This window comes from Kitasatospora sp. NPDC051914 (assembly GCF_040680995.1).
In the GTDB taxonomy this organism is placed as follows: Bacteria; Actinomycetota; Actinomycetes; order Streptomycetales; family Streptomycetaceae; genus Kitasatospora.
This window is the reverse complement of record NZ_JBFAXX010000047.1, coordinates 20,478-43,825: the sequence shown is the minus strand read 5'-3', so window position 1 is coordinate 43,825 and position 23,348 is coordinate 20,478. Positions and strand designations below refer to the sequence as shown.

At 72.0% G+C, this 23,348-nt stretch carries 19 protein-coding genes; 5 read left to right on the top strand and 14 right to left on the bottom strand.

The features are described from left to right. Positions 1-6 precede the first annotated feature (6 nt). Positions 7-1,515, top strand: a complete 1,509-nt coding sequence (gene araA, locus AB0M03_RS27545; protein WP_363495543.1) for an L-arabinose isomerase — start codon at positions 7-9, stop codon at positions 1,513-1,515. Positions 1,516-1,597: 82 nt separating this feature from the next. On the opposite strand, the gene AB0M03_RS27540 is transcribed toward araA, so the two are convergent. The 6 genes from AB0M03_RS27540 to AB0M03_RS27515 all read right to left on the bottom strand — a co-directional run bounded on the left by AB0M03_RS27540 (position 1,598) and on the right by AB0M03_RS27515 (position 9,471). Continuing rightward, positions 1,598-2,797, bottom strand: coding sequence for an MFS transporter (locus AB0M03_RS27540; RefSeq protein ID WP_363495540.1), 1,200 nt, complete (start codon positions 2,795-2,797; stop codon positions 1,598-1,600). A 46-nt stretch (positions 2,798-2,843) separates the two neighbouring features. Continuing rightward, entirely contained in the window at positions 2,844-3,308 is a 465-nt protein-coding gene (locus AB0M03_RS27535) for an RICIN domain-containing protein (protein ID WP_363495537.1), read from the bottom strand. A 131-nt stretch (positions 3,309-3,439) separates the two neighbouring features. Further along, on the bottom strand, positions 3,440-4,675 hold the full coding sequence (gene mmsB / locus AB0M03_RS27530) for a multiple monosaccharide ABC transporter permease (protein WP_363495534.1): 1,236 nt from the start codon (positions 4,673-4,675) through the stop codon (positions 3,440-3,442). Positions 4,676-4,678: 3 nt separating this feature from the next. After that, complete coding sequence (gene mmsA / locus AB0M03_RS27525; protein ID WP_363495532.1) at positions 4,679-6,256, bottom strand: multiple monosaccharide ABC transporter ATP-binding protein; 1,578 nt, start codon at positions 6,254-6,256, stop codon at positions 4,679-4,681. 112 nt (positions 6,257-6,368) lie between these two features. After that, entirely contained in the window at positions 6,369-7,466 is a 1,098-nt protein-coding gene (gene chvE, locus AB0M03_RS27520; RefSeq protein WP_363495529.1) for a multiple monosaccharide ABC transporter substrate-binding protein, read from the bottom strand. 337 nt (positions 7,467-7,803) lie between these two features. Continuing rightward, on the bottom strand, positions 7,804-9,471 hold the full coding sequence (locus tag AB0M03_RS27515; protein WP_363495526.1) for a carbohydrate binding domain-containing protein: 1,668 nt from the start codon (positions 9,469-9,471) through the stop codon (positions 7,804-7,806). Positions 9,472-9,908: 437 nt separating this feature from the next. Between AB0M03_RS27515 and rsgA the strand changes: the two genes are divergently transcribed. Next, positions 9,909-11,015, top strand: a complete 1,107-nt coding sequence (rsgA, locus tag AB0M03_RS27510) for a ribosome small subunit-dependent GTPase A (RefSeq protein WP_363495523.1) — start codon at positions 9,909-9,911, stop codon at positions 11,013-11,015. 220 nt (positions 11,016-11,235) lie between these two features. Here the strand turns inward: rsgA and AB0M03_RS27505 are convergent, their stop codons facing one another. From AB0M03_RS27505 to AB0M03_RS27490, 4 genes are read right to left on the bottom strand one after another with little or no spacing between them, the layout of a single operon-like run. Next, a complete protein-coding gene (locus tag AB0M03_RS27505; RefSeq protein WP_363495520.1) occupies positions 11,236-12,660 on the bottom strand; it encodes a GH1 family beta-glucosidase in 1,425 nt (474 codons plus the stop codon). A gap of 49 nt (positions 12,661-12,709) precedes the next feature. Continuing rightward, positions 12,710-13,546: a carbohydrate ABC transporter permease gene (locus AB0M03_RS27500; protein WP_363495625.1), complete on the bottom strand. Its 837-nt coding sequence runs from the start codon at positions 13,544-13,546 to the stop codon at positions 12,710-12,712. 5 nt (positions 13,547-13,551) lie between these two features. Further along, positions 13,552-14,523 (bottom strand): sugar ABC transporter permease, encoded by a 972-nt coding sequence (locus tag AB0M03_RS27495; RefSeq protein ID WP_363495517.1) that lies wholly within the window; start codon positions 14,521-14,523, stop codon positions 13,552-13,554. Between the two features lie 55 nt (positions 14,524-14,578). Next, a complete protein-coding gene (locus AB0M03_RS27490; RefSeq protein ID WP_363495514.1) occupies positions 14,579-15,877 on the bottom strand; it encodes an extracellular solute-binding protein in 1,299 nt (432 codons plus the stop codon). Between the two features lie 407 nt (positions 15,878-16,284). On the opposite strand from AB0M03_RS27490, the gene AB0M03_RS27485 reads away from it, so the two are divergent. Next, positions 16,285-19,167: a glycosyl hydrolase gene (locus AB0M03_RS27485; protein WP_363495511.1), complete on the top strand. Its 2,883-nt coding sequence runs from the start codon at positions 16,285-16,287 to the stop codon at positions 19,165-19,167. A 27-nt stretch (positions 19,168-19,194) separates the two neighbouring features. Here AB0M03_RS27485 and AB0M03_RS27480 read toward each other — a convergent pair whose 3' ends face one another. Continuing rightward, positions 19,195-19,638, bottom strand: a complete 444-nt coding sequence (locus tag AB0M03_RS27480) for an ASCH domain-containing protein (RefSeq protein WP_363495508.1) — start codon at positions 19,636-19,638, stop codon at positions 19,195-19,197. A gap of 85 nt (positions 19,639-19,723) precedes the next feature. Next, positions 19,724-20,047: a ferredoxin gene (fdxA, locus tag AB0M03_RS27475; RefSeq protein ID WP_363495505.1), complete on the bottom strand. Its 324-nt coding sequence runs from the start codon at positions 20,045-20,047 to the stop codon at positions 19,724-19,726. 95 nt (positions 20,048-20,142) lie between these two features. Here fdxA and soxR point away from each other — a divergent pair, with 95 nt between their 5' ends. Then, the gene (soxR, locus tag AB0M03_RS27470; RefSeq protein WP_363495502.1) at positions 20,143-20,607 is read left to right on the top strand and encodes a redox-sensitive transcriptional activator SoxR; all 465 of its coding nucleotides are present in this window, start codon (positions 20,143-20,145) and stop codon (positions 20,605-20,607) included. Positions 20,608-20,625: 18 nt separating this feature from the next. Here soxR and AB0M03_RS27465 read toward each other — a convergent pair whose 3' ends face one another. Further along, a complete protein-coding gene (locus tag AB0M03_RS27465; protein ID WP_363495499.1) occupies positions 20,626-21,204 on the bottom strand; it encodes an XRE family transcriptional regulator in 579 nt (192 codons plus the stop codon). A 70-nt stretch (positions 21,205-21,274) separates the two neighbouring features. Here AB0M03_RS27465 and AB0M03_RS27460 point away from each other — a divergent pair, with 70 nt between their 5' ends. Further along, positions 21,275-22,816 carry an MFS transporter gene (locus tag AB0M03_RS27460; RefSeq protein WP_363495496.1) on the top strand — a complete coding sequence of 514 codons (1,542 nt, stop codon included), beginning with the start codon at positions 21,275-21,277 and terminating at the stop codon, positions 22,814-22,816. A gap of 74 nt (positions 22,817-22,890) precedes the next feature. Here AB0M03_RS27460 and AB0M03_RS27455 read toward each other — a convergent pair whose 3' ends face one another. Then, positions 22,891-23,343, bottom strand: coding sequence for an SRPBCC family protein (locus tag AB0M03_RS27455; RefSeq protein WP_363495493.1), 453 nt, complete (start codon positions 23,341-23,343; stop codon positions 22,891-22,893). Positions 23,344-23,348: the final 5 nt, after the last annotated feature.

Genomic DNA, 23,348 nt, shown 5'->3' with positions numbered 1-23,348 from the left:
CACCCCATGACGCATACCGCCGACACCCGCGAGATCTGGTTCCTCACCGGCAGCCAGGGCCTCTACGGCGAGGACACCCTGCGCCAGGTCGCCGAACAGTCCCGCGAGGTCGCCGCCGCCCTCTCCGCCGACGGCGGCATCCCCGTCCGCATCGCCTGGAAGCCCGTCCTCACCGACGCCGCCGCCATCCGCCGCACCTGCCTCGACGCCAACGCCGACGACAACTGCATCGGCATCGTCGCCTGGATGCACACCTTCTCCCCGGCCAAGATGTGGATCGCCGGCCTCGACGCCCTGCGCAAGCCCCTGCTCCACCTGCACACCCAGGCCAACCGGCAGCTGCCCTGGTCCACCATCGACATGGACTTCATGAACCTGAACCAGGCCGCCCACGGCGACCGCGAGTTCGGCTACATCCAGTCCCGCCTCGGCGTCGCCCGCAAGACCGTCGCCGGCCACGCCACCGACCCCGCCACCGTCCGCCGCATCGCCTCCTGGGCCCGCGCCGCCGCCGGCCGCGCCGAACTCGCCACCCTCAAGCTCGCCCGCTTCGGCGACAACATGCGCGACGTCGCCGTCACCGAGGGGGACAAGGTCGAGGCCCAGCTCCGCCTCGGAGTCTCCGTCAACACCTACGGCGTCAACGACCTCGTCGCCGCCGTCGAAGGCGCCGCCGACAGCGACGTCACCGCCCTCACCAAGGAGTACGACGAGCTCTACCGCCTCGCCCCGGAACTCCGCCCCGGCGGCGACCGCCACGACGCGCTGCGCTACGCCGCCCGCATCGAGGCCGGCCTGCGCACCTTCCTCACCGACGGCGGCTTCGGCGCCTTCACCACCAACTTCGAGGACCTCGGTGGCCTGCGCCAGCTCCCCGGCCTCGCCGTCCAGCGCCTGATGGCCGACGGCTACGGCTTCGGCGGCGAGGGCGACTGGAAGACCGCCGTCCTGCTGCGCACCCTCAAGACCGCCGCCGCGGGCCTGCCCGGCGGCACCTCCTTCATGGAGGACTACACCTACCACCTGGAGCCCGGGCAGGAACTCATCCTCGGCGCCCACATGCTGGAGGTCTGCCCGACCATCGCCGCAGGCACCCCCTCCTGCGAGATCCACCCGCTGTCCATCGGCGGCCGCGAGGACCCCGTCCGCCTCGTCTTCGACGCCGCACCCGGACCCGCCGTCGTCGTCGGCATGGCCGACATGGGCGACCGCTTCCGGCTGGTCGCCAACGAGGTCGACGTCGTCGAGCCCGTCGAACCGCTGCCCCACCTGCCGGTCGCCCGCGCCGTCTGGAAGCCCCGCCCCGACCTGCGGACCTCCACCGAGGCCTGGCTCACCGCCGGCGGCCCGCACCACACCGTCCTCACCCGGGCCCTCGGCACCGAGGAGCTCGACGACCTCGCCGAGATGCTCGCCGTCGAACTCGTCCTCATCGACGGGGACACCACCATGCGCCGCTTCACCCGCGAACTGCGCTGGAGCCAGGCCTACCACCGTCTCGCCCAGGCCCTCTGAGCCCATGTCCACCGGCCGCACCCCGCACGCACCGCGGGGTGCGGCCGTCCGCGTGCCGCGACCTCCACCGCCGCGGGCACCGTCACGGGCCCGGGACCGGGCGGCGCAGCAGGTACAGCCCGGCGAACACGGTCAGCAGCGCCATGCAGACGATGAACACCACCCCCGCCTCCTCCAGGCCGACCGGTCCGGACAGCACGCCCACACCGATCACCGGGATCGAGATCCCCGTGTAGGCCACCACGAACAGCGAGGAGATCGACCCGGCCCGGTGCTCTGCGGGCGCCGCCGCGGCCACCGCCCCGACCGAGCCGCGCAGCGACAGCCCCTGGCCCGTCCCGCCGACCAGCGCGCTCAGCACCAGCAGCGCCAGCACCTCGGCCAGCAGCGAGCCGCCGAGCAGCGCCAGCCCCGCGAGCAGCACCGCGCAGCCCAGCGGCAGCGCCCGCCGCGCCCCGAGCCGGCCGGCCGCCAGCTGGCCGCCCGTCGACGCCAGGAACGTCGCGAAGACGATCAGCCCGATCAGCGCCCGGTTGTGCACGTCCAGGGTCTGCGCCAGGAAGGCCGGCGAGACCGCCGTGAACACCCCGAGCAGCGCGAACCCGGCGAAGGACGCGACCCCGGCCGGCACGAACACCCTGCGCACCTCGGGCGGCAGGCTCGGCGCCTTCAGCCGGGCCGCCGACAGGCCGCCCGCCCCGGCCACCGACTCCGGCAGCACCAGCAGCACCCCCGCCGCGACCGCCACCATCACCAGGTGCACCACGAACGGCAGCACCAGCGGATCGGGCGCGTACTCGGCCAGCACCCCCGACAGCAGCGGGCCGAGCCCCAGCCCGCCCATGTTCGCCGCCGTCGCCGCGAACGCCGCCCGGCCCTCCCGGCCGACCGGCGCCAGCTCCAGCACGTACGCGGTCGCGGTGCCGGTGAACAGGCCCGCCGAGAAGCCCGACATCAACCGGCCCAGGCAGAGCAGCGGCACCCCGCCCTCCGCCAGGAAGCAGACCGCGCTGAGCGCCGCGAAGCCGAGCCCCGCCAGCAGCACCGGCTTGCGCCCCACGGTGTCCGAGACGTTGCCGACGGCCAGCAGCACTCCGATCACGGCGAAGGCGTACACCGCGAAGACCACCGTGACGACCAGTTCGGAGAAGCCCAGCTCCTCCTGGTACAGCGAGTACAACGGGGTGGGCAGGGTGGTGCCGGCCATGCAGACCGCGAAGACGCCGGAGGCGGCCAGGTACGCCGTGGAACGGGTCGGACGGCCGGTCTGACGTTCACTCATGCGCCCACGGTACGGGCCGGTCGGCACGGCACCGCGGGGGCGCGCGTCAGGCCGGTTCCAACCGCCACCACTGCGCGGGATCGTCGGCGTCCTCCTGCTGGCGCACCGAGCCGTCCGCACAGCCCTCCACGGCCTTGCCGCTGATCACCGCGACGACCGTGAACGTGCCCGGCGCGTCCACGTGCTGCTCGAACAGCCACTCCTGGGCACCGAAGCCGTTCGGGGACCACTGCTGGATCGGCACCCCGTTTTTCGTGCGGGCACCCATGACGTCGAGGCGCTTGCCGCTCGCCGCGTTCTCCAGGTGGTACAGGCCCGCCCCCGGATGCACCGGTGACACCCGCCAGACCTGGGCCTCGCTGCCGTCGTCCGACGCGTGCCGGGCCTTCGCCCCACTGCCGCCGCGCCCGCCGGCGATCTCCAGCAGCAGCCCGCTGCCGACGTTGCGCAGCCGGTAGCGGCCCTCCGCCACCGGCCCGTGCGCCGCCCCGCCCGACCGTGCTCCGCCCATGTGCCGTCCCGCCGCCGCCCGGCCGCCCGGGTGCGACCGTCCTCGGAGGTCCACGCTACGTGCCGGGACCGACAGGAACGGCTCCGCCCGGTGTGCGCACACACACCGGGCGGAGCCGTCGCGGGCCGGGGTCAGGAGCCGACCTTGCGCTTGTTGTAGACGTCGAAGCCGACTGCGGCGAGCAGCACCAGGCCCTTGATGACCTGCTGGTAGTCGGTGCCGACGCCGACCAGCGACATGCCGTTGTTGAGCACGCCCAGCACCAGGCCGCCGATGATCGCGCCGAGCACGGTGCCGACGCCGCCCGAGGCGGAGGCGCCGCCGATGAACGCCGCCGCGATCGCCTCCAGTTCGAAGTTGATGCCGGCCTGCGGGGTGCCGGCGTTCAGCCGGGCCGCGAAGACCAGGCCGGCCAGCGCCGCCAGCACGCCCATGTTGACGAAGGCGAGGAACACCACCCGCTTGCTCTTCACACCGGAGAGCTTCGCCGCGGGCTCGTTGCCGCCGATCGCGTAGGTGTGCCGGCCGATGATCGAGTTCCGCATCAGGTAGCCGAAGCCGACCAGCAGTGCGCCCAGGATCAGCAGCACGATCGGGGCGCCGTGGTAGCTGGCGAGCAGCAGGGTGAAGACCACGACCGCGGCGGTGATCGCGGCGATCTTGGCGAGGAAGAAGCCCACCGGCAGCAGTTCGAGTCCGTACGAGGCGGCCTGGCGGCGGCCGCGGACCTCCTGCAGCACGGCGATCGCGAGCACGCCGAGGCCGAGCAGCAGGGTCAGGTTGTGGTAGTTGGTGGGCGGGCCGACCTCGGGCAGGAAGCCGCTGGAGATCTTCTGGAAGCCCTTGGGGAACGGCGCGATCGACTGGCCCTGGAGCAGGATCTGGGTGCCGCCGCGGAACAGCAGCATGCCGGCCAGGGTGACGATGAACGACGGGATGCCGATGTAGGCGATCCAGAAGCCCTGCCAGGCGCCGGCCACCGCGCCGATCAGCAGCGCGAACACCAGGGCGAGCGGCCACGGCAGGTCGTGCCTGACCATCATCACGGCGGCCGCCGCCCCGACGAACGCCGCCAGTGAGCCCACCGACAGGTCGATGTGCCCGGCGATGATGACGATCATCATGCCGATCGCCAGGATGAGGATGTAGCCGTTCTGCTGGATCAGGTTGGTGATGTTGAGCGGCTTCAGCAGGGTGCCGTCCGTCCAGATCTGGAACAGCACCACGATCAGCGCGAGGGCGACCAGCATGCCGTACTGGCGGACGTTGCCGCGCAGCGCCTGGACCAGCACGGCGCCGGCGGAGCGCGGCTCCGCGGGGGCCGCCGGGCCCGGCGGGGTCTTCGGGGTGGTCTGGGTCTGGGCCATGCCTTACACCTGCTCGGGTCGGGATGCCGCGGTCTGCGGGGCGGCGGTCTGCGGGGCTGCGCTCACGGTCATGAGGCGCATCAGGGACTCCTGGTCGGCGTCGGCACGGGCCACCTCGCCGGTGACCCGGCCCTCGGCCATCGTGTAGATCCGGTCGCACAGGCCCAGGAGCTCGGGGAGTTCGGAGGAGATCACCAGCACGGCCTTGCCCTGTGCGGCGAGGTCGGCGATGACCTGGTAGATCTCGGCCTTGGCACCGATGTCGATGCCGCGGGTCGGCTCGTCGAGGATCAGCACCTCCGGGCCGGCGAAGATCCACTTGCTGAGGACGACCTTCTGCTGGTTGCCGCCGCTGAGCTTGCCGGTCTCGGCGAACACCGACGGGGCCTTGATGTTCATCGACGCCCGGTACGACTCGGCGACCTTGGTCTCCTCGTGCCGGTTCACCCAGCCCCGCCGCGCCACCTTGCCGAGCGCGCTCAGCGTGATGTTCCGGCTGATGTCGTCGATCAGGTTGAGGCCGAGCTGCTTGCGGTCCTCGGTCACGTACGCGATGCCGTGCCCGATCGCCTGCGGCACCGTCCGGGTGGAGACCTCCCGCCCGTGCACCAGCACCCGCCCGCCGGTGTACCGCCCGTACGAGCGGCCGAAGACGCTCATCGCGAGCTCGGTCCGGCCGGCGCCCATCAGGCCGGCGATGCCGACGATCTCGCCGCGCCGCACGGTCAGCGAGGCGCCCTCGACGACGTTGCGGTGGTGGTCGATCGGGTGCTGGACGGTCCAGTCCTCGACGGCGAAGGCGGTCTCGCCGATCTCGGGGGTGCGCTCGGGGTAGCGGTGCTCCAGGTCGCGGCCGACCATGCCGCGGATGATGCGGTCCTCGGCGATGCCGTCGGCGCCGACCGGGATGGTCTCGATGGTCCGGCCGTCGCGCAGCACGGTGACCGCGTCGGCGACCCGGGCGATCTCGTTGAGCTTGTGCGAGATGATGATGCAGGAGATGCCCTGGGCCTTGAGCTCCAGCATCAGGTCGAGCAGCTTGCGGCTGTCCTCGTCGTTCAGCGCGGCGGTCGGCTCGTCCAGGATGAGCAGCTTCACCTCCTTCGCCAGTGCCTTGGCGATCTCGACGAGCTGCTGCTTGCCCACGCCGATGTCGGCGATCCGGGTGTGCGGGTTCTCCTGCAGGCCGACCCGCTTCAGCAGGGCGGCGGCGTGGGTGAGCGTCCTGTTCCAGCTGATGATGCCGCGGCTGGCGTGCTCGTTGCCGAGGAAGATGTTCTCGGCGATCGACAGGTACGGCACCAGGGCGAGTTCCTGGTGGATGATCACGATGCCGCGCTGCTCGCTGGCCCGGATGTCCTTGAAGCGGCAGGGCTCGCCCTCGAAGAGGATCTCGCCCTCGTAGCTGCCGTGCGGGTACACGCCGCTCAGCACCTTCATCAGGGTGGACTTGCCGGCGCCGTTCTCGCCGCAGATCGCGTGGATCTCCCCGGCGGCGACGCTGAGGTTGACGTCGGAGAGGGCCTTGACGCCGGGGAAGGTCTTGGTGATCGAACGCATCTCGAGGACAGGTCCGGCCATGGTGGTGCATCCGTTTCGACGGGGGCGGTGCGGGCGGGGGCGCTGGGGTCGCACCCCGCCCGCACCGCCGGATCCAAGCGGCCCGCGGCGGGCGGGCCCGGGACTGGTCGGGTTACTTGAGCTGGTCGGCCGTGTACTGGCCGCCGTCGACCAGGACCTTGGCGTAGTTCTCCTTGTCGACGCTGACCGGCTGCAGCAGGTAGGCCGGGACGACCTTGGCGCCGTTGTCGTACTGGGTGGTGTCGTTGGTCTGCGGCTTGCCGCCGGTCAGCAGCGCGTCGCCCATCTGGACGGCGACCTTGGCGAGTTCGCGGGTGTCCTTGTAGACGGTCTGGGTCTGCTCGCCCGCGATGATCGACTTCACCGAGGCCACCTCGGCGTCCTGTCCGGTGACGATCGGCAGCGCCTTGCCGGCGCTGCCGTAGCCGACGCCCTTGAGCGAGGAGAGGATGCCGATGGAGATGCCGTCGTAGGGCGAGAGCACCGCGTCCACGTGGGCGCTGGTGTACGACTTGCTCAGCAGGTTGTCCATCCGGGACTGCGCGACGCCGCCGTCCCAGCGCAGCGTGGCGACCTGGTTGAAGGCGGTCTGGCCGCTCTGCACGACGAGCTTCTTGCTGTCGATGTACGGCTTGAGGACGCTCATCGCGCCGTTGAAGAAGAACTGGGCGTTGTTGTCGTCCGGCGAGCCGGCGAACAGCTCGACGTTGAACGGGCCCTTGCCGTCCTTGAGGCCGAGCTTGTCGGCGATGTACGTGCCCTGCAGGACGCCGACCTTGAAGTTGTCGAAGGTGGCGTAGTAGTCGACGTTCTTGGTGCCGCGGATCAGCCGGTCGTAGGAGACCACCGGGATGTGGGCGTCGGCCGCCTTCTGCAGGACGTCGGTCAGCGAGGAGCCGTCGATCGCGGCGACGACCAGGAGCTTCGCGCCCTTGGTGATCATGTTCTCGATCTGCGACACCTGGTTCTCGACGACGTTGTCGCCGTACTGCAGGTCGGTCTTGTAGCCCTTGCCCTGGAACTCCTTGACCATGTTGTTGCCGTCGTTGATCCAGCGCTCGGAGGACTTGGTCGGCATGGCGATGCCGACCAGCCCGCCCTTGCCTCCGTCCTTGGCCGCGCCGTCGCCGACGCCGTTGGCGCTCTGGCCGCAGGCCGCCAGCGACAGCGCGAGACCGGCCGCGGCGAGGGCCGTAGAGAGCTTGCGCACAGTTCCTCCAGGGGGTGTGCCGCGACCGGGGCGGACGGGGGGTGCCGGGTCGGTCGAGCGGGGGGGGGTGGGGGGCAGGTTATCGGTCAGGGAATGAGGGTGCTGCCAGGGGGACGGGCCCCCTGGCCTGGTGTTACCTGAGTGTTAACGCTCACAAGAAGCCCGTCAAGGGGGGTGGAGTCACCATCGGGTCACGTGCGGGCATAGATATGGAAGCGCCGTGCAGGCTGCTTGACGAGTCGACTGTTAGCGCTAACAATTTGCCCGGGGGGCTGCCCGGACGCGCAGAGCCGCCCCCGCCGGTGGGGGCGGGGGCGGCTCTGCGGCTCTGCGGTCGTCAGCCGGTGAAGCCGGCCGTGATGGAGGTGAACTGCCAGTTGTTCTGGCTGATGCCGGAGCAGTTCTCGGCCACCCCGCCGCCGGCGCACGGCCGGTCGCGGTTGACCGACCAGAAGGCCAGGCGGGCGATGTGGTTGGCGTTCGCCCAGTCGCGGATGCTCGTCCAGATCGCCGGCGTGGTGGTCTCCTGCTGGTCGGAGAGGCCGTTCATGCCGGAGATGCCGACGTGCGCGTACGCGGTGGCGTCGTCCCAGTCGAAGGTGGTCTTCAGCTTGTTCTTCAGGCCGTTCGCCGCGCTCACGGTGTTGCCGTACATGTCGGCGCCGCCGCCGAAGTCGAACGGCATGATCGTGAAGACGTCGATGTCGGCGTTCAGGGCCTTGGCCTGCTCGATCAGCCGGTTGCCGTAGTAGGTCGGGCCGGTGGTCGAGGTGCCGAAGGTGAGGATCGTCCTCAGGCCGGGGTTGTTCTGCTTGACGATCTTCAGCGCGCCGAGGATCTTGTCCTGGACGGCCGTGTTCTCGAACTCGTCGGTGTTCTCGATGTCGACGTCGATCGCCTTCAGGCCGTAGGCGCTGATCACCTTCTGGTAGGCGCCGGCCAGGTCGGCGGCGGTGGCGCAGTTCGGGCCGAGCTTGTTGCCCTGCCAGCCGCCGATCGACGGCACGATGTCGCCGCCGGCCGCCCGGATCGCGTTGATCGTCTGCTGGTCGACGCCGCCGGTGAGCGGGCGCTGACCGTCCCAGGACGGGTTGCAGCCGCCGGAGGAGAGGATGAACGCCATGGTGAACCACTTGATGCCGGTCGCGCTCATCACCGTGGTCGCGGACGGCGGCTCGCCCCAGCCCATGTACAGGTAGGGCGCGGCCTGCTTGAAGCCGGTGCCGCCACCGCCGCCGGGGTCGGTGGTCACCGTGACGCCGTTGGACGCCGCCGAGGTGTTGCCCGCCGCGTCCCGCGCCTTGACGGTGAAGGTGTACGCGGTGCTCGCGGCCAGGCCGGTCACCGTCGCCGAGGTGCCGGTGCTGCTCGCCACCACGTTGCCGCCGCTGTACACGTCGTAGCCGGCCACGCCCACGTTGTCGGTGGAGGCGTTCCAGGACAGCGACACCGTGGAGGAGCTCTTGCCGGTCGAGGCGAGGCCGCCCGGCGCGGTCGGCGCCTGGGTGTCGCCGCCCCCACCGCCCGGGCCGTCCAGGCTGATGTCGTCGGCGTAGTAGGTGCCCTGGCCGTACCAGCCGTGCGTGAAGATCTGCGCGCTGGTCTGGCTCGCGCCGGTGGTGAAGGTGACGGACAACTGCTGGTACGAGGCGGCGGACGGCGTCCAGGTGGAGGCGCCGCCGGTCACGCCCAGGTAGACGTAGTTGCCGCGGACCCAGCCGGACAGCGTGTACGTGGTGTTGGGCTGCACCGAGACGGTCTGGGTGCACTGCGCCGAGTCGCTCGCGCTCGCCGCGCCGGCCAGCGCCTTGCTGCCGGAGTGCACCGGGCTGTTCACCACCGAGCCGAGCCCGCCGGTGCAGGACCAGCCGCTGAGCGTGCCGCTCTCGAAGCCGGGATTGGTGAGCAGATTGGCCGCCTGGGCCGTTCCAGGCAGGGCGACGGCCGCGGCCGAGCCCAACGCGACGGCGCCGAGCGCCGCCACGAGGCGGTTCCGGGTACGCACAGGACCTCCAGTGGGGGATGGGGGTTGCGGCCGCAGGGGAGGTGCGGGGGAGCCGTGCAGGCCGCGTGCTCCGCCAAGATGGACTAGACCAATATCGGGTGTCAAGGGTACGTCAACACCCATCGGCGGCATCGCACTTGACCGGATCGGCAGCAGCGCAGGTGAACCGCCCCGCCCGGCTGGAAAAACCGCTGGCGCCGCGCCCGCCCGATGGCTAGCGTGGACGCCGTCCGGGAGGCCCGCCGAGGCCTCCCCCGTCGAGCCCTGTGAAGCCAGGAGGTGAGGACCGTGATGACCGTCGTTGCGATGGGCGCTGCCCGCGTCCGTACGTCGTCCACCCCCACCCCCGTGGCCACCGGCTGACCCGCACCGATCGCACCGCGCGCCGACGCGCGCACCGCCGGGGCCACCCTTTCCCGTGAAGGGCCCACCCCACCGTGACCAGCAACACCCCTCTCGCCCACCCGCTCTCCGCCTACGGCTGGAACGACGACCGGGCCGACGAGTTCACCCACTTCGCCGAGGCAGGGCTCACCCCCGCCCTCATCTCCCGCGTCGACCGGGGCCGCTGCGACCTCCTGGTCGCCGACCCCGACACCGGCGAACTGCGCACCGTCCGCGCCGACACCCGGCCGGTCGGCGATCCCGACCCGGTCAAGTGCCCCTGCACCGGGGACTGGGCCGCCGTCGACCTCGCCGCGCAGCCCATGCCCACCGTCACCGCCCTGCTCGACCGCACCACCGCGATCGTCCGCAAGACCGCGGGCGGCCGCTCCGACGGCCAGGTCCTCGCCGCCAACATCGACACCGTCATGATCGCGGTCTCGCTGGCGGCCGACCCGGACCTCGGCCGGATCGAGCGCTTCCTCGCCCTCGCCTGGGAGTCCGGCGCCGCACCCCTGGTCGTCCTCACCAAGGCCGACCTCGTCGACGACGCCGACTTCATCCACGAGGACGTCGAGAAGATCGCCCCCGGCGCCACCGTCCTCACCGTCAGCGCCGAGACCGGCGAGGGCATGGACGTGCTCCGCGCCTGCCTGCACGGCGCCACCGCCCTCGTCGGCCAGTCCGGCGCCGGCAAGTCCACCCTCACCAACGCCCTCGCCGGGCGCCGGGTGATGGCCGTCCAGGAGACCCGCTCCGTCGACGAGAAGGGCCGCCACACCACCACCACCCGCGAGCTGGTCCCGCTCGAGGGCGGCGGAGTCGTCATCGACACCCCCGGCCTGCGCGAGGTCGGCCTCTACGGCGGCGAGGGCGTCGACCTCGCCTTCGCCGACATCGCCGGCCTCGCCGAGCAGTGCCGTTTCGACGACTGCAGCCACCGCTCCGAGCCCGGCTGCGCCGTGGCCGCCGCCCTCGAGGACGGCACCCTGCCGCAGCGCCGGATGGACAGCTACCTCAAGCTCCAGCGCGAGAACGACTGGATCGCCTCGCGCAGCGACGCCCGGCTCGCCGCCGAGCGCCTGAGGAAGTGGAAAACCGTCAGCAAGTCGATGCGCGGGCCGAACAACCCCACCCGGCACGACCCGGCCCGCCGCTGACACGGACGGCCGTGCACCCGTACGGCGGCCGCGCCGTCAGGGCTTGTCAGACAAGCCCTCGGGCACGGCCGCCGGGTCGAACGGATGCACGGCCGATCGGCCGCCGGGCGCCGCCGGGCCCGGCGGCCGCCCACCGCACCACCGGTGTACCGACCCGCACGGCCGCCCCGAGCCCCCACAGCCCAGGGCGGCCGTACGGCGCACCACCGCCGGCCCCACCTCAGGCCGGCAGATCACCGGTGCGGATCACCTCCGCGTACCAGCGCGCACTCTCCTTGGGCGTGCGCCGCTGGCTCGCGAAGTCCACATGGACGATGCCGAAACGCTTGCTGTACCCGAACGCCCACTCGAAGTTGTCGAGCAGCGACCACAGGAAGTAGCCCTTCACCGGCGCCCCGTCCCCGATCGCCCGGCGCACCGCACCCAGGTGCCCGTGCAGGTAGGCGATCCGCTCCGGGTCGCGCACCGCACCCGACGGGTCGCTGTAGTCCTCGTACGCCGCGCCGTTCTCGGTCACCAGCAGCGGCAGCCCCGGCAGGTCGTCCCGCAGCCGGGTCAGCAGCTCGTACAGCCCGTCGGCGTCCACCGGCCAGCCCATCGCGGTGCGGCTGCCCTCCGCGGGCAGGAACCGCACCCCGCGGTCGGCCGGCCACGGCGAGATGTCGCCCGCGTGCCCGTCCTGCCGCACCGCCGGGCGCTCCGGGTCGTCGGCCGCGACCACCGTCGGCGTGTAGTAGTTGATCCCCAGCGAGTCGATCGGCCGGGAGATCTCCGCCAGGTCGCCGTCCCGGACGAAGGACCAGTCGGTGACCTCCGCGGTGTCCGCCAGCACGTCCGCCGGGTAGCGGCCGTGGAACACCGGGTCCAGGAAGATCCGGTTCGCCAGGCCGTCGATCCGGCGCGCCGCGTCCAGGTCCGCCGCGTCCTGCGACAGCGGGCGCACCGCCGCCAGGTTCAGCGTCAGCGACACCTGCGCCGCCGGCGGCAGCGCCGAGCGCAGTGCCGCCGTGCCCAGCCCGTGCGCCAGCAGCAGGTGGTGGTGGGCGGTCAGGGCGTCCGCCGGGCTGGTGCGGCCCGGTGCGTGGATGCCGTTGCCGTAGCCGAGGAAGGCGCTGCACCAGGGCTCGTTGAGCGTCGTCCAGGTGCCGATCCGGTCGCCGAGGCGCTCGGCCGCGACCCGGGCGTACTCCGCGAAGCGGTAGGCGGTGTCCCGGTTCGTCCAGCCGCCCCCGTCCTCCAGCTCCTGCGGCAGGTCCCAGTGGTAGAGCGTCGCCACCGGGGCGATCCCGGCCGCCAGCAGCTCGTCGACCAGCCGGTCGTAGAAGTCCAGGCCGGCCTCGTTCACCGGGCCGCGGCCGCCGGGCACGATCCGCGGCCAGGCCAGCGAGAACCGGTACGCGCCGAGCCCCAGCGAGGCCATCAGCGCCACGTCCTCGCGGTACCGGTGGTAGTGGTCGGCGGCGATGTCGCCGGTGTCGCCGTTGCGGACCTTGCCCGGGGTGCGGCTGAAGGTGTCCCAGATCGACGGGGTGCGGCCGTCCTCGGCGGCGGCACCCTCGATCTGGTACGCGGCCGTGGCCGCGCCCCAGACGAAGCCGGCCGGGAAACCGGTGCGGACGGGGGAGGGGAGGGCTTCGACGGACATGTCGCCTTCCGGAAGGAGTGGTTGGGGAAGCACGGGCGCGGAGTGCGGGTCAGCCCTTGACGGCGCCCTGCATGATGCCGCCGACGATCTGCCGGCCGAGCAGCGCGAACACCAGCAGCACCGGCAGGGTGCCCAGCAGCGTGCCGGCCATCACGACCGACTGGTCCGGCACGTAGCCCTGTCCGAGCGACTTCAGCGCCACCTGCACCGTCGGGTTCTGCGAACTCAGCGCCACGATCGGCCAGAAGAAGTCGTTCCAGGTGGCCATGAAGGTCAGCATGCCCAGCACGGCCATGCCCGGCCGGGCCACCGGCAGCACGATCGACCAGAAGATCCGCAGCGCCGAGGCGCCGTCGACCCGGCCCGCCTCGATCAGCTCGTCCGGCAGCGCCTGGATCAGGAACTGCCGCATGAAGAACACGCCGAAGGCCGACACCAGCGCGGGCAGGATCACCGCCGGCAGCTTGTTCTGCAGGTCCATCTTCACGATCACCATGAACAGCGGGATCACACCCAGCTGCGGCGGGATCATCATCGTGCCGATGGTGAGCGCCAGCAGCAGGCCCCGGCCGCGGAAGCGCAGCTTCGCGAACGCGAACCCGGCCAGCGTCGAGGACAGCACCACACCGACGGTCACCGCACCGGAGACGACCAGCGAGTTCCACAGCGCGGTGCCGATCGCCGCCTGCTCCAGCGCCTCGCCGAGGTTGTGGAACAGGTTCGGGCCCGGGGTGAAGGCGGGCACCGCCGCACTCAGCTCCGCGTTGGTGCGGCTGGCCGCCACCAGCGTCCAGTAGAACGGGAAGACGAACATCAGCGTGGCCGCACCCAGCACCGCGTAGGCGAGCGGGCCGCCCTGCAGCGGGGAACGCTTGGCGAGCTTCATCTCGATCACCGGTCCGTACGGTTGCGCCGGGCGGCGATCGCCGCGTTCAGCAGGGCGAGTACGACGATCAGCAGGAACATCACCCACGCCACGGCCGCCGCGCGGCCCAGGTGGAAGAACGTCCAGCCCTGCTCGTACATGTAGAGGCCGAGGGTCTGGTACTGGTGCGAGATGCCGCCGCCCGCATTGCCCTCGTACAGCAGCGGCTCACCGAACAGCTGGGTCGCGCCGATCGTCGACACCACCACGGTGAAGACGATCGTCGGCCGCAGACCGGGGATCGTCACGTGCCGGAACTGCTGCCAGCGCGAAGCGCCGTCCATCGCCGCCGACTCGTACAGCTCGCCCGGGATCGCCTGCATGCCCGCCAGGTAGATCAGCGCGTTGTAGCCCGTCCACCGCCAGGTGACGATCGCCGACACGCCGAACTGCGAGGCCCAGGTGCTCGCCTGCCAGTCCACCGGGCCGACGCCCACCGAGGTCAGCAGCCAGTTGATCAGCCCGTAGTCCCGGCCGAACAGCTGGGCGAACACCAGGGTCGCCGCCGCCACCGACGTCGCGTACGGCATCAGCATCGCGACCCGGAAGAACGTCCGCCCGCGCAGCCTGTAGTTCAGCAGGTGCGCCAGACCCAGCGCCATCAGCAGCTGCGGCACCGTCGACAGCACGCCGATGGTGAACGTGTTGCCCAGCGCGTTCCAGAAGAACGGGTCCTCGAACAGCCGGGTGTAGTTCTGCACACCCAGCCAGTCCATCCGCTCCGAGGTCTGCAACTCCACCCGGTGCAGCGACACGTACGCCGTGTACAGCAGCGGGAACAGCCCGAAGGCGGCGAACAGGACGAAGAACGGCGCGACGAAGCCGTACGGGGCGAGCCGCCCCGCAGCACGCGGACCGGACCGGCGGGCCGCCGCGGCCGGCGCCGGCGCACCGGGTCGCCGGCCGGCCGCCGGGGCCGGGGGAGAGGAGATGGCCATGGGAGTCCTTCGACGGGGCCCCCGGCCGCACGGGCCGGGGGCCGGTGGTGGGGCGTCAGTTACCGCTGGCCTTCTTGATGTTGTCCAGCGCGTGCTGCCACGCCGTGGCCGGAGCGGTGTTGGTCCGCTCCACCTCGCCCAGCGCGTCCGTGAACGCCTTGTTGACCACACCGTCGTCCGTGCCCAGCACCTGCGCCGGCATCGCCGCCGCCGACTCCGCGAAGATCTGGCCGATCGGCGCGTTGTTGAAGTACGGGTCCTGCACCGACTTGATCTCCGACTGCGCGGCCGTGCTGGACGGGAAGGAGCCCTGCTTGCTGAACAGCTTCACCTGCTGCTCCTTGGCCGTCAGCCACTTGATCAGCTCGGCGGCCTCCTTCGGGTGCTTGGCCGTCCGCGGGATCGCCAGGTACGAGCCGCCCCAGTTGCCGGTCTTGCCCGGGCCCGCGGCGATGTCCCACTTGCCGGAGGCCGCGTCGCCGGCCTGCCCCTTGATGTAGCCGATCATCCAGGCCGGGCAGCTCAGCGTCGCGAACTTGCCGGTGGAGAACGCCTTGTTCCACTCCGGCGTCCACTGCGGCAGCTTGGCCGACAGGCCGTCCGCGACCAGCTTGGTCGCGTCCTCCCAGGCGGTCTTCACGGCCGGGCTGCTCTCGTACACGGCCTTGCCGCTCTCGTCGGAGTAGCGGACCTTCTGCTGGCCGACCTCGGCGGTGAACATGCCCGCCGCGCTGTCCGTCCAGGCGTTGCCCGCCGGGGCCTTGGCCGCGTACTGCTTGCCGAGGTCGAGGTAGCCCTGCCAGGTCGACCACTTGGCGGCCAGCTCGGTGCGGTCGGTGGGCAGGCCGGCGGCCTTGAACAGGTCGGTGCGGTAGCAGATCGCCTCGGGGCCGATGTCGGTGCCCGCGCCGAGCACCTTGCCGTCCGCGGTCTTGACGGCCGCGCCCTTCCAGGGGACCAGCTCGTCGTTGACGTTGCCGATGCCGAGCGTCTTGAGGTCGGTGAACTTGTCGGCCTGCTTCTGCACCACGCTCGCGACCCGGCCGACCTCCAGGCCCTGGATGTCGGCGACACCGCCGCCGCCGGCCAGCTTGGTCTGCAGGGCCTGCCAGTACTGGGCCTCGTCCTGGGTGTCGGACTGCTTGATGGTGATGTTCGGGTGAGCCTTCATGTACTCGTCGTAGAGGCCGGTCTCCTTGAACCCGAAGGTGCCGAAGAGGTCGATCGTCAGGGTGACCTTGCCGTCGGCGGCGTCCTTGGAGGCGGTGCTGCCGGAGGAACAGGCGGAGAGCAGCAGGGCCGCCGCGAGGGCGGCGGTGCCGAGGGCGGCCGGGCGGGCTCTGAACGGACGCATGGGGATGTCTCCTGACCGGGCAGGGTGGGTGGCGTGGAGTCTGCGAGGGGAGTGCGCTCGTGCCGAGCGCGCACCGACCGAGGGCGCAGCCCTGTCCTGGCGTACCGGAGTCCCGGGCCATTTCTGAGAGCGCTCTCAGCGATGCAAGGAGAGTGCCGGGGTGGCAGGGCAGGCGTCAAGGGGTCGAAACCTGACCGTAATCTCCGGCGGGGCAGCGCTCTCCCGCCGATCGGGAGCGCTACCGCCCCGGCCAGGCAAGGAATCCCGGCGCGCGCCACAAGGCCGGTCGGGCCGCCCGGGGGATTCCGTTCAATTCATTGACACTCCGTCGGATCCGGCCCTACGGTCCCGTCGCTGAGAGCGCTTTCACTTCTCATCGTCCCCCACCCCCACCCGAGGTGGACTCCATGAAGCTCAGATCCCTGCGCAGCCCGGCCGCGGCGGTCACCGCCCTGGCCCTGGCCGCCGCCGCAGCCCTCACCGCCACGGTCGCCGCCGGCAGTGCCGCCGCCGCGACCGTCCCGGTCGGCCTCGGCGGATACGCCGACACCCGCCCCGCCGGAACCGTCGGGCCGAGCAGCGCCGACGGCGCCCCCGTCACCCCCAAGGTCACCGCCAGGATGGCCGGCAAGGCCGTCCCCACCAACGACTGGTGGTCCTCGCTGGTCTACCAGCGCTACGCGGGCAACCCGTACTCCGAGAACATGTACGCCCACCCGTTCACCTTCAAGGCCGCCGCGGGCGGCCTGGAGGTCGGCTACCCCACCACGCCGACGATCACCGGCGACGGACGGCAGTACGACTACACCCACACCCGCGACCTCACCCTCGGCGTCGCCGGCCTCAACTCCCCGGACACCAAGGTCGACGGCTGGTCCGACTGGACGGTCACCCCCTACTGGGCCGACGGCAGCCGCACCTTCAGCGCCACCGTCGGCCACGGCCTGCCCTACGTCTACGCCCACGCCACCGGCGGCGCCGCCCAGATCACCGCCGCCGGCACCCCGACCGTCTTCGCCGACCAGGGCAACGTCCTCGGCATCACCGTCGGCGGCCACCACTACGGCCTGTTCGCCCCCACCGGCACCGACTGGACGGTCAACGGCACCACCCTGACCGCCGCCCTCGGCGCCAAGGACTACTACTCCGTCGCCGTCCTGCCCTCGCCCGCCGACCTCGCCCAGTACCGCACCTACGCCTACAGCTTCGTCACCGACACCAGGGTCGACTGGAGCTACCAGGAGGCCGCCGGCACCCTCAGCACCTCCTACACCGCCACCACCGTCCCGCAGGAGGGCAGCCGGACCGGCACCCTGCTCGCCCTCTACCGGCACCAGTGGCAGGCCACCGCCGACCAGCTGACCGGCCTCACCTACACCTCGCCCCGCGGCCAGATGAAGGTCCGCCAGGGCAACGGCTTCACCACCACCCAGACCGTCACCGGCGTGCTGCCCTCACTGCCCGACGTCGGCGGCTACGACCGCACCGTCCTCGGCAACCTCGTCCGGGCCGAGGCCGACGCCGCCGACCCCTGGCAGGGCGCCACCGACACCTACTGGACGGGCAAGGCCCTCGGCCGCCTCGCCCAGCTCGTCCCCGTCGCCGACCAGCTCGGCGACACCGCGACCCGCGACAAGCTGCTCGGCCTGATCAAGGGCAGGCTCCAGACCTGGTTCAAGGGCACCGGCTCCACCGTCTTCGCCTACGACAACACCTGGAAGACCCTGATCGGCTACCCCGCCTCCTACGGCACCGACGCCGAACTCAACGACCACCACTTCCACTACGGCTACTTCGTGCAGGCCGCCGCCACCGTCGCCCGCTACGACGCCGCCTGGGCCGCCGACTCCGCCTGGGGCGGCATGGTCAAGCTCCTCGCCAAGGACGGCGCCAACGCCGACCGCACCGACGGCCGCTTCCCGCTGCTGCGCAACTTCGACCCCTACGCCGGCCACGGCTGGGCCTCCGGCCACGCGGGCTTTGCCGCCGGCAACAACCAGGAGTCCTCCTCCGAGGGCCTCAACTTCAGCTCCGCGTTGATCCTCTACGGCTCCGCCACCGGGGACACCGCCCTGCGCGACCTCGGCGTCTACCTCTACACCACCGAGGCAAACGCCGTTCAGCAGTACTGGTTCGACGCCGACCACGCCGTCTTCCCGAGCACCTTCGGCCACTCCACCGTCGGCATGGTCTGGGGCAGCGGCGCCGCCTACTCCACCTGGTGGACTGCCTCGCCCGGCATGATCCACGGCATCAACTTCCTCCCGGTCAACGGCGGATCGCTCTACCTCGGCCGCCGCCAGGACGACCTGCGGGCCAACCTCGCCGAACTCAAGGCCAACAACGGCGGCGCCTTCACCGACTGGCGGGACATCCTCTGGGAGACCGAGGCCCTCACCGACCCGGCGGCCGCCAAGGCCGACTGGGACGCCGGGAACGCCGGCTACACCCCCGAGGAGGGCGAGTCCAAGGCCCACACCTACCACTGGATCCACGACCTGGCCTCGCTGGGCACCCTCGACCCCGCGACGACCGCCGACACCCCGACCGCGGCGGTCTTCAGCAACGGCGGCACCCGCACCCACGTGGCGCACAACTACACCACCGCCGCCCGCACCGTGCACTTCTCGGACGGCTACGCGCTGACCGTGCCCGCCCGGTCCACCGCCAGCGAGCGCGGCAGCCGCGAGGACGGCGGCAACGGAGGCGTCACCCCGTCGCCCACCCCGACCGGATCGCCGACCGCGACGCCGACGCCCACCCCGACGCCCAGCCCGACCGCGACGGCCACCACCGGCAACACCCTCTACCTGCAGCCCGGCGGCACCCTGACCACCGCCTACGGCACCGCAGCCGCCACCGACACGCTGCCCTCTGCGGGCGGCACCAACCACGACGGCACGCCGTACCAGGCGAAGGCCTACGAGATCCGCAACCTCAGCGGCACCGTGAAGCCCGGCGCGGCCACCGACTTCGACCTCTGGGTCGACGCCGGCAGCGCCGTAGGCCTCGGCCAGCAGGCCCGGATCTCCTACGACCTCACCGGCGACGGCACCTTCGAACGCGTCGAGACCTACCGGTACTTCGCCACCGACCCGGTCGCCGGCTGGGAGCGCTACTCCGGCGCCGCCATGGGCCTGAGCTCCGCCACCGGCACCCTCGGCACGCTCGACCACGGCACCGTCCGCATCGAGATCTGGTCCGCCATCGGCAACGCCCCCGCCCAGCTGCGGGTCGGAGCCACCCAGGCCCAGGGCAGCGCCTCGGTGCTGCGCATCCCGTTCAACTGACCCGTACGCGGCCCGTGGGCCCGGCCGTCACCCGACGGCCGGGCCCACCCGCTCCACCACGCGGAACCGCTGCAGCACCAGCAGCGTCGACCCGTCCACGGTGAACCCCGGGTCGTCGAGCTCGGCCCGGATCTCCGCGCCGTGCCAGAAGCTCTCGTGCCCGGCCCGCCACTCGGCCACCGAGGTGTACCCCTCGCCCTCGTCCACGGCGTGCGCGAGATCGACCTCCGAGAGCGGCGCGATCCGCACCTCGGTCAGCTCGATCACCGCAACCACGCGGTCCGCCGAGTCCACCACCGCCTCCAGCCGGCCGGCCTCGGGAAGGGCCTCACCGAACTTCTCGTACTCCACCAGCAGCCCGGTGGTGCTGGTCTTCGAGCCGTCCAGGATCGCCCCGACCAGGGCGTCCCGCAGCGGCCCCGGAAAAGCGAACTCGGCCTTCGGCAGGCCCTCGTGGGCAGTACGGTCCATCCCGCCACACTAGGTCGGCACACGGACGGCCCGCATCCGAATTGCCCCGCATCCGAATTGCGCGGCGTCCGGCGCCCCCGGCGGGTCAGACGGTGTCCTGGACCGGCAGCGCCGCCACCATCGGATGGTCCTTCTCGATCAGGCCGAGCTTCGCACTGCCGCCGGGGGAGCCGAGGTCGGTGAAGAACTCGGCGTTCGCCGTGTTGAACGGCCGCCACGGCTCCGGGGTGTCGTCCTCGAAGTAGATCGCCTCGACCGGGCAGGCCGGCTCGCAGGCACCGCAGTCGATGCACTCGTCGGGGTGGACGTAGAGCATCCGCTCCCCCTCGTAGATGCAGTCGACGGGGCACTCGTCCAGGCACGCCTTGTCCTTGACGTCCACGCAGGGCAGGGCGATCACAAACGTCATCGGGCTGCCGTCCTCTCCGGGTCGGTACTGCTCGCCGCTCTGGCGCAGCCGACCGTAGGGCCTCAAGTAAACTTGAGGTCAAGAGGAGGCGGTGCATGACGACCCACCAGCCCGACGGCGCCAGCGCCACCCCCGACGACCGGCTGGCCATCGGCGAGGTCAGCGCGCGGACCGGGGCGGCGGTGTCCGCCCTGCGGTTCTACGAGGAACTCGGCCTGATCGCGTCCGAACGCGACGAGCGCAACCAGCGCCGCTACCCGCGGCACATGCTGCGCCGGGTCGCCCTGATCTCGGTGGCGAAACGGATCGGCATCCCGCTGCAGGACCTCCGGGAGGCGTTCGCCGACGTACCGCTCGACCGGCCGCCGAGCCACCAGGAGTGGCAGCGCGCCTCGCGCGGCTGGAAGCGCCGCCTGGAGGAGCGCCGGCAGACCATCGAACGGCTCGAGGCAGAACTCACGGGGTGCATCGGCTGCGGCTGCCTCTCGATGAAGGCCTGCGCCCTGCTGAACCCCGGCGACGCACTCGCCGAGGACGGTGCCGGCCCCCGACGCCTGTAAGGGGTTCCGGACAGGACCCTAGGCGCCCTGGGGTTTCGCGCGGACGTGCATCCGTTCGCCCTGGGGGCCGAACAGGCTGAGGATCTCCACCGGGCCCTCGCCGGTGCTGCCGAACCAGTGCGGCTGCCGGGTGTCGAACTCGGCGGCCTCGCCCGCCTTCAGCACCACGTCGTGCTCCGCGAGCACCAGCCGCAGTTTCCCGCCGAGGACGTACAGCCACTCGTAGCCCTCGTGCGTCCGGGGGTCGGGCTCCTTGCGCGAGGTGGGGATGACCATCTTGAACGCCTGCACACCGCCCGGGTGCTGGGTCAGCGGCACGATCGTCGCACCCGCCCGCCTGATCGGCTTCAGCCGCACCCGCGGATCACCCACCGGCGGCGCACCCACGAGCTCGTCCAGCGGCACCTGGTAGGCCCGCGCGAGCGGCAGCAGCAGCTCCAGCGTCGGCCGGCGCTCGCCCGACTCGAGCCGGGACAGCGTGCTCACCGACACACCGGTGTTCTCCGAGAGCTGGGCCAGGGTGATGTCCCGCTTCCGGCGCAGCGCGCGCAGCCGCGGCCCCACGGAGGCCAGCACCTCGGCATCGTCGTTTGCCATACCGGCAAGGTTACTTTGCCGAACCCGCCGGTCGGCCGCACCGTGAGCGGCGAGCGAAAGGAGACCCGCGGTGGAAGACGCACACCACACCCTGGCGGCGGGCAACGACCCCGAGGCACCCGCCGGCACACCCGCACCCGCCGGCACACCGGCCCCCACAGGCGCACCGGCACCCGCAGACCCGTCGGCACCCGCCGGCACCCCCGTACAAGCAGGCTCTCCCGCGTCCGCCCGCCGGGCACTGGCCGCCCTCGCACTGGCCGTCCTGCTCGCCTCGCTCGGCACCAGCATCGCCAACGTGGCCCTGCCGACCCTCGCGCAGGCCTTCGACGCCTCCTTCCAGCAGGTCCAGTGGATCGTCCTCGCCTACCTGCTCGCCATGACCACCCTGATCGTCGGCGTCGGACGGCTCGGCGACCTCACCGGCCGCCGCCGGCTGCTGCTCGGCGGCATCCTGCTGTTCACCGCGGCCTCCGTGCTGTGCGGCCTCGCCCCCTCGCTCCCGGTGCTGATCGCCGCCCGGGCGGCCCAGGGCCTCGGCGCGGCCGCCATGACAGCGCTCGCCATGGCCTTCGTCGGAGCGACCGTGCCGCGCGCCAGGACCGGCAGCGCCATGGGCCTGCTCGGGACGACCTCCGCGATCGGCACCGCCCTCGGCCCCTCGCTCGGCGGCGTGCTGATCTCCGGACCCGGCTGGCGGGCCGTCTTCCTGGCCGGTGTCCCGCTCGGCCTGCTCGCCCTGTTCCTCGCCCACCGCCACCTGCCCGCCGACCACCCCCGGCCCGGGGCCGACCGCCCCCGCTTCGACCGTGCGGGCACCCTGCTGCTCGCCCTGACCCTCGGGGCCTACGCCCTCGCCATGACCACCGGACGCGGCAGCTTCGGCCTGCTCAACCTGGCCCTGCTCGCCGCAGCCGCCCTCGGCACCGGCCTGTTCGTCCTCGTCGAGACGCGAACCGCGGCACCACTGATCAGACCGGCGATGTTCCGCGACCCCGTCCTCGGCGCCGGCCTCGCCACCGGCGCCCTGGTTTCCACCGTCATGATGGCCACCCTCGTGGTCGGGCCCTTCCACCTCTCCCGCGCCCTCGGCCTCGCCGCGGCACCCGTCGGCCTCGCGATGTCCGCCGGCCCGCTCGTCGCCGCACTGACCGGCGTCCCCGCCGGCCGCATCGTGGACCGCCTCGGCGCACCGCGGATGACCCTCCTCGGCCTCGCCGCGGCAGCCGCCGGCTGTGCCCTGCTGGCCGTCCTGCCCGCAGCGCTCGGCCCCGTCGGCTACCTCGTGCCCGTCGTCGTGGTCACCGCCGGCTACGCGCTCTTCCAGGCGGCCAACAACACCGCGGTCATGGCGGACGTCCACCCGGACCGGCGGGGCGTCGTCTCGGGCATGCTCAACCTGGCGCGCAACCTCGGGCTGGTCACCGGCGCGTCCCTGATGGGCGCGGTCTTCGCCCTCGCCTCCGGCGGCGCCGACATCACCGCGGCGAGCCCCGCCGCCGTCGCCACCGGCACCCGCACCACCTTCGCCGCCGCGACCGCACTGCTCCTGCTCGCCCTCGCCGTCGCCGCCGGAAGCCGGGCCCGCGCCCGCCGCTCCCCGGCGGCCTGACCCCGGCACCGGACCGACCGTCGTGGCTGCCCACGACACCGGCTCACCGGGAGGACGGGCGGTGATCCGTTCTGTCAGCCCGACCTGCGGGCGGCCTCGTCGACGGCGGCCAGCATGCTCTCGAACTGTCCCGTCAGCATCCTGTCGATCACGGGACCGGTCAGTTGTCCGATCGGGCCGCCCCTCGGCACGTACCTGTAGTCGAACGTGATGGCCGTCCCGTCACCGTCGGGCTCGAGGGTGATCCTGGCCGCGGCCTGTTTCATCGGCACGAGGGCCGACGGCCGGTTCCCGGTGGCGAGCGTGCGGCCCTCCTCCCAGGCGGTCACCGTTTCGACCAACGAGCCGACCGGCTTCAGATCGACCCGGCGGCGAGCACCCACACCCCGGGTCCGGTCGCCGATGGCCCGAGAGCCCCTGAGGCCGCTCCAGATGCCCGCCAGATTCGGGAAATCTGCGAATACGGCCCAGACGGAAACAGGCGACGCGACCGCTCGCCGCCGGACTCTGAGGTGACGCTCTGCCATGTCGA

Excerpts from the sequence above, each read along its gene's own strand:
- araA (WP_363495543.1), top strand. The coding sequence starts at position 7 with ATGACGCATACCGCCGACACCCGCGAGATCTGGTTCCTCACCGGCAGC.
- AB0M03_RS27540 (WP_363495540.1), bottom strand. The coding sequence starts at position 2,797 with ATGAGTGAACGTCAGACCGGCCGTCCGACCCGTTCCACGGCGTACCTG.
- AB0M03_RS27535 (WP_363495537.1), bottom strand. The coding sequence starts at position 3,308 with ATGGGCGGAGCACGGTCGGGCGGGGCGGCGCACGGGCCGGTGGCGGAG.
- mmsB (WP_363495534.1), bottom strand. The coding sequence starts at position 4,675 with ATGGCCCAGACCCAGACCACCCCGAAGACCCCGCCGGGCCCGGCGGCC.
- mmsA (WP_363495532.1), bottom strand. The coding sequence starts at position 6,256 with ATGGCCGGACCTGTCCTCGAGATGCGTTCGATCACCAAGACCTTCCCC.
- AB0M03_RS27505 (WP_363495520.1), bottom strand. The coding sequence starts at position 12,660 with ATGTCCGTCGAAGCCCTCCCCTCCCCCGTCCGCACCGGTTTCCCGGCC.
- AB0M03_RS27500 (WP_363495625.1), bottom strand. The coding sequence starts at position 13,546 with ATGAAGCTCGCCAAGCGTTCCCCGCTGCAGGGCGGCCCGCTCGCCTAC.
- AB0M03_RS27495 (WP_363495517.1), bottom strand. The coding sequence starts at position 14,523 with ATGGCCATCTCCTCTCCCCCGGCCCCGGCGGCCGGCCGGCGACCCGGT.
- AB0M03_RS27490 (WP_363495514.1), bottom strand. The coding sequence starts at position 15,877 with ATGCGTCCGTTCAGAGCCCGCCCGGCCGCCCTCGGCACCGCCGCCCTC.
- AB0M03_RS27485 (WP_363495511.1), top strand. The coding sequence starts at position 16,285 with ATGAAGCTCAGATCCCTGCGCAGCCCGGCCGCGGCGGTCACCGCCCTG.
- AB0M03_RS27480 (WP_363495508.1), bottom strand. The coding sequence starts at position 19,638 with ATGGACCGTACTGCCCACGAGGGCCTGCCGAAGGCCGAGTTCGCTTTT.
- fdxA (WP_363495505.1), bottom strand. The coding sequence starts at position 20,047 with ATGACGTTTGTGATCGCCCTGCCCTGCGTGGACGTCAAGGACAAGGCG.
- soxR (WP_363495502.1), top strand. The coding sequence starts at position 20,143 with ATGACGACCCACCAGCCCGACGGCGCCAGCGCCACCCCCGACGACCGG.
- AB0M03_RS27465 (WP_363495499.1), bottom strand. The coding sequence starts at position 21,204 with ATGGCAAACGACGATGCCGAGGTGCTGGCCTCCGTGGGGCCGCGGCTG.
- AB0M03_RS27455 (WP_363495493.1), bottom strand. The coding sequence starts at position 23,343 with ATGGCAGAGCGTCACCTCAGAGTCCGGCGGCGAGCGGTCGCGTCGCCT.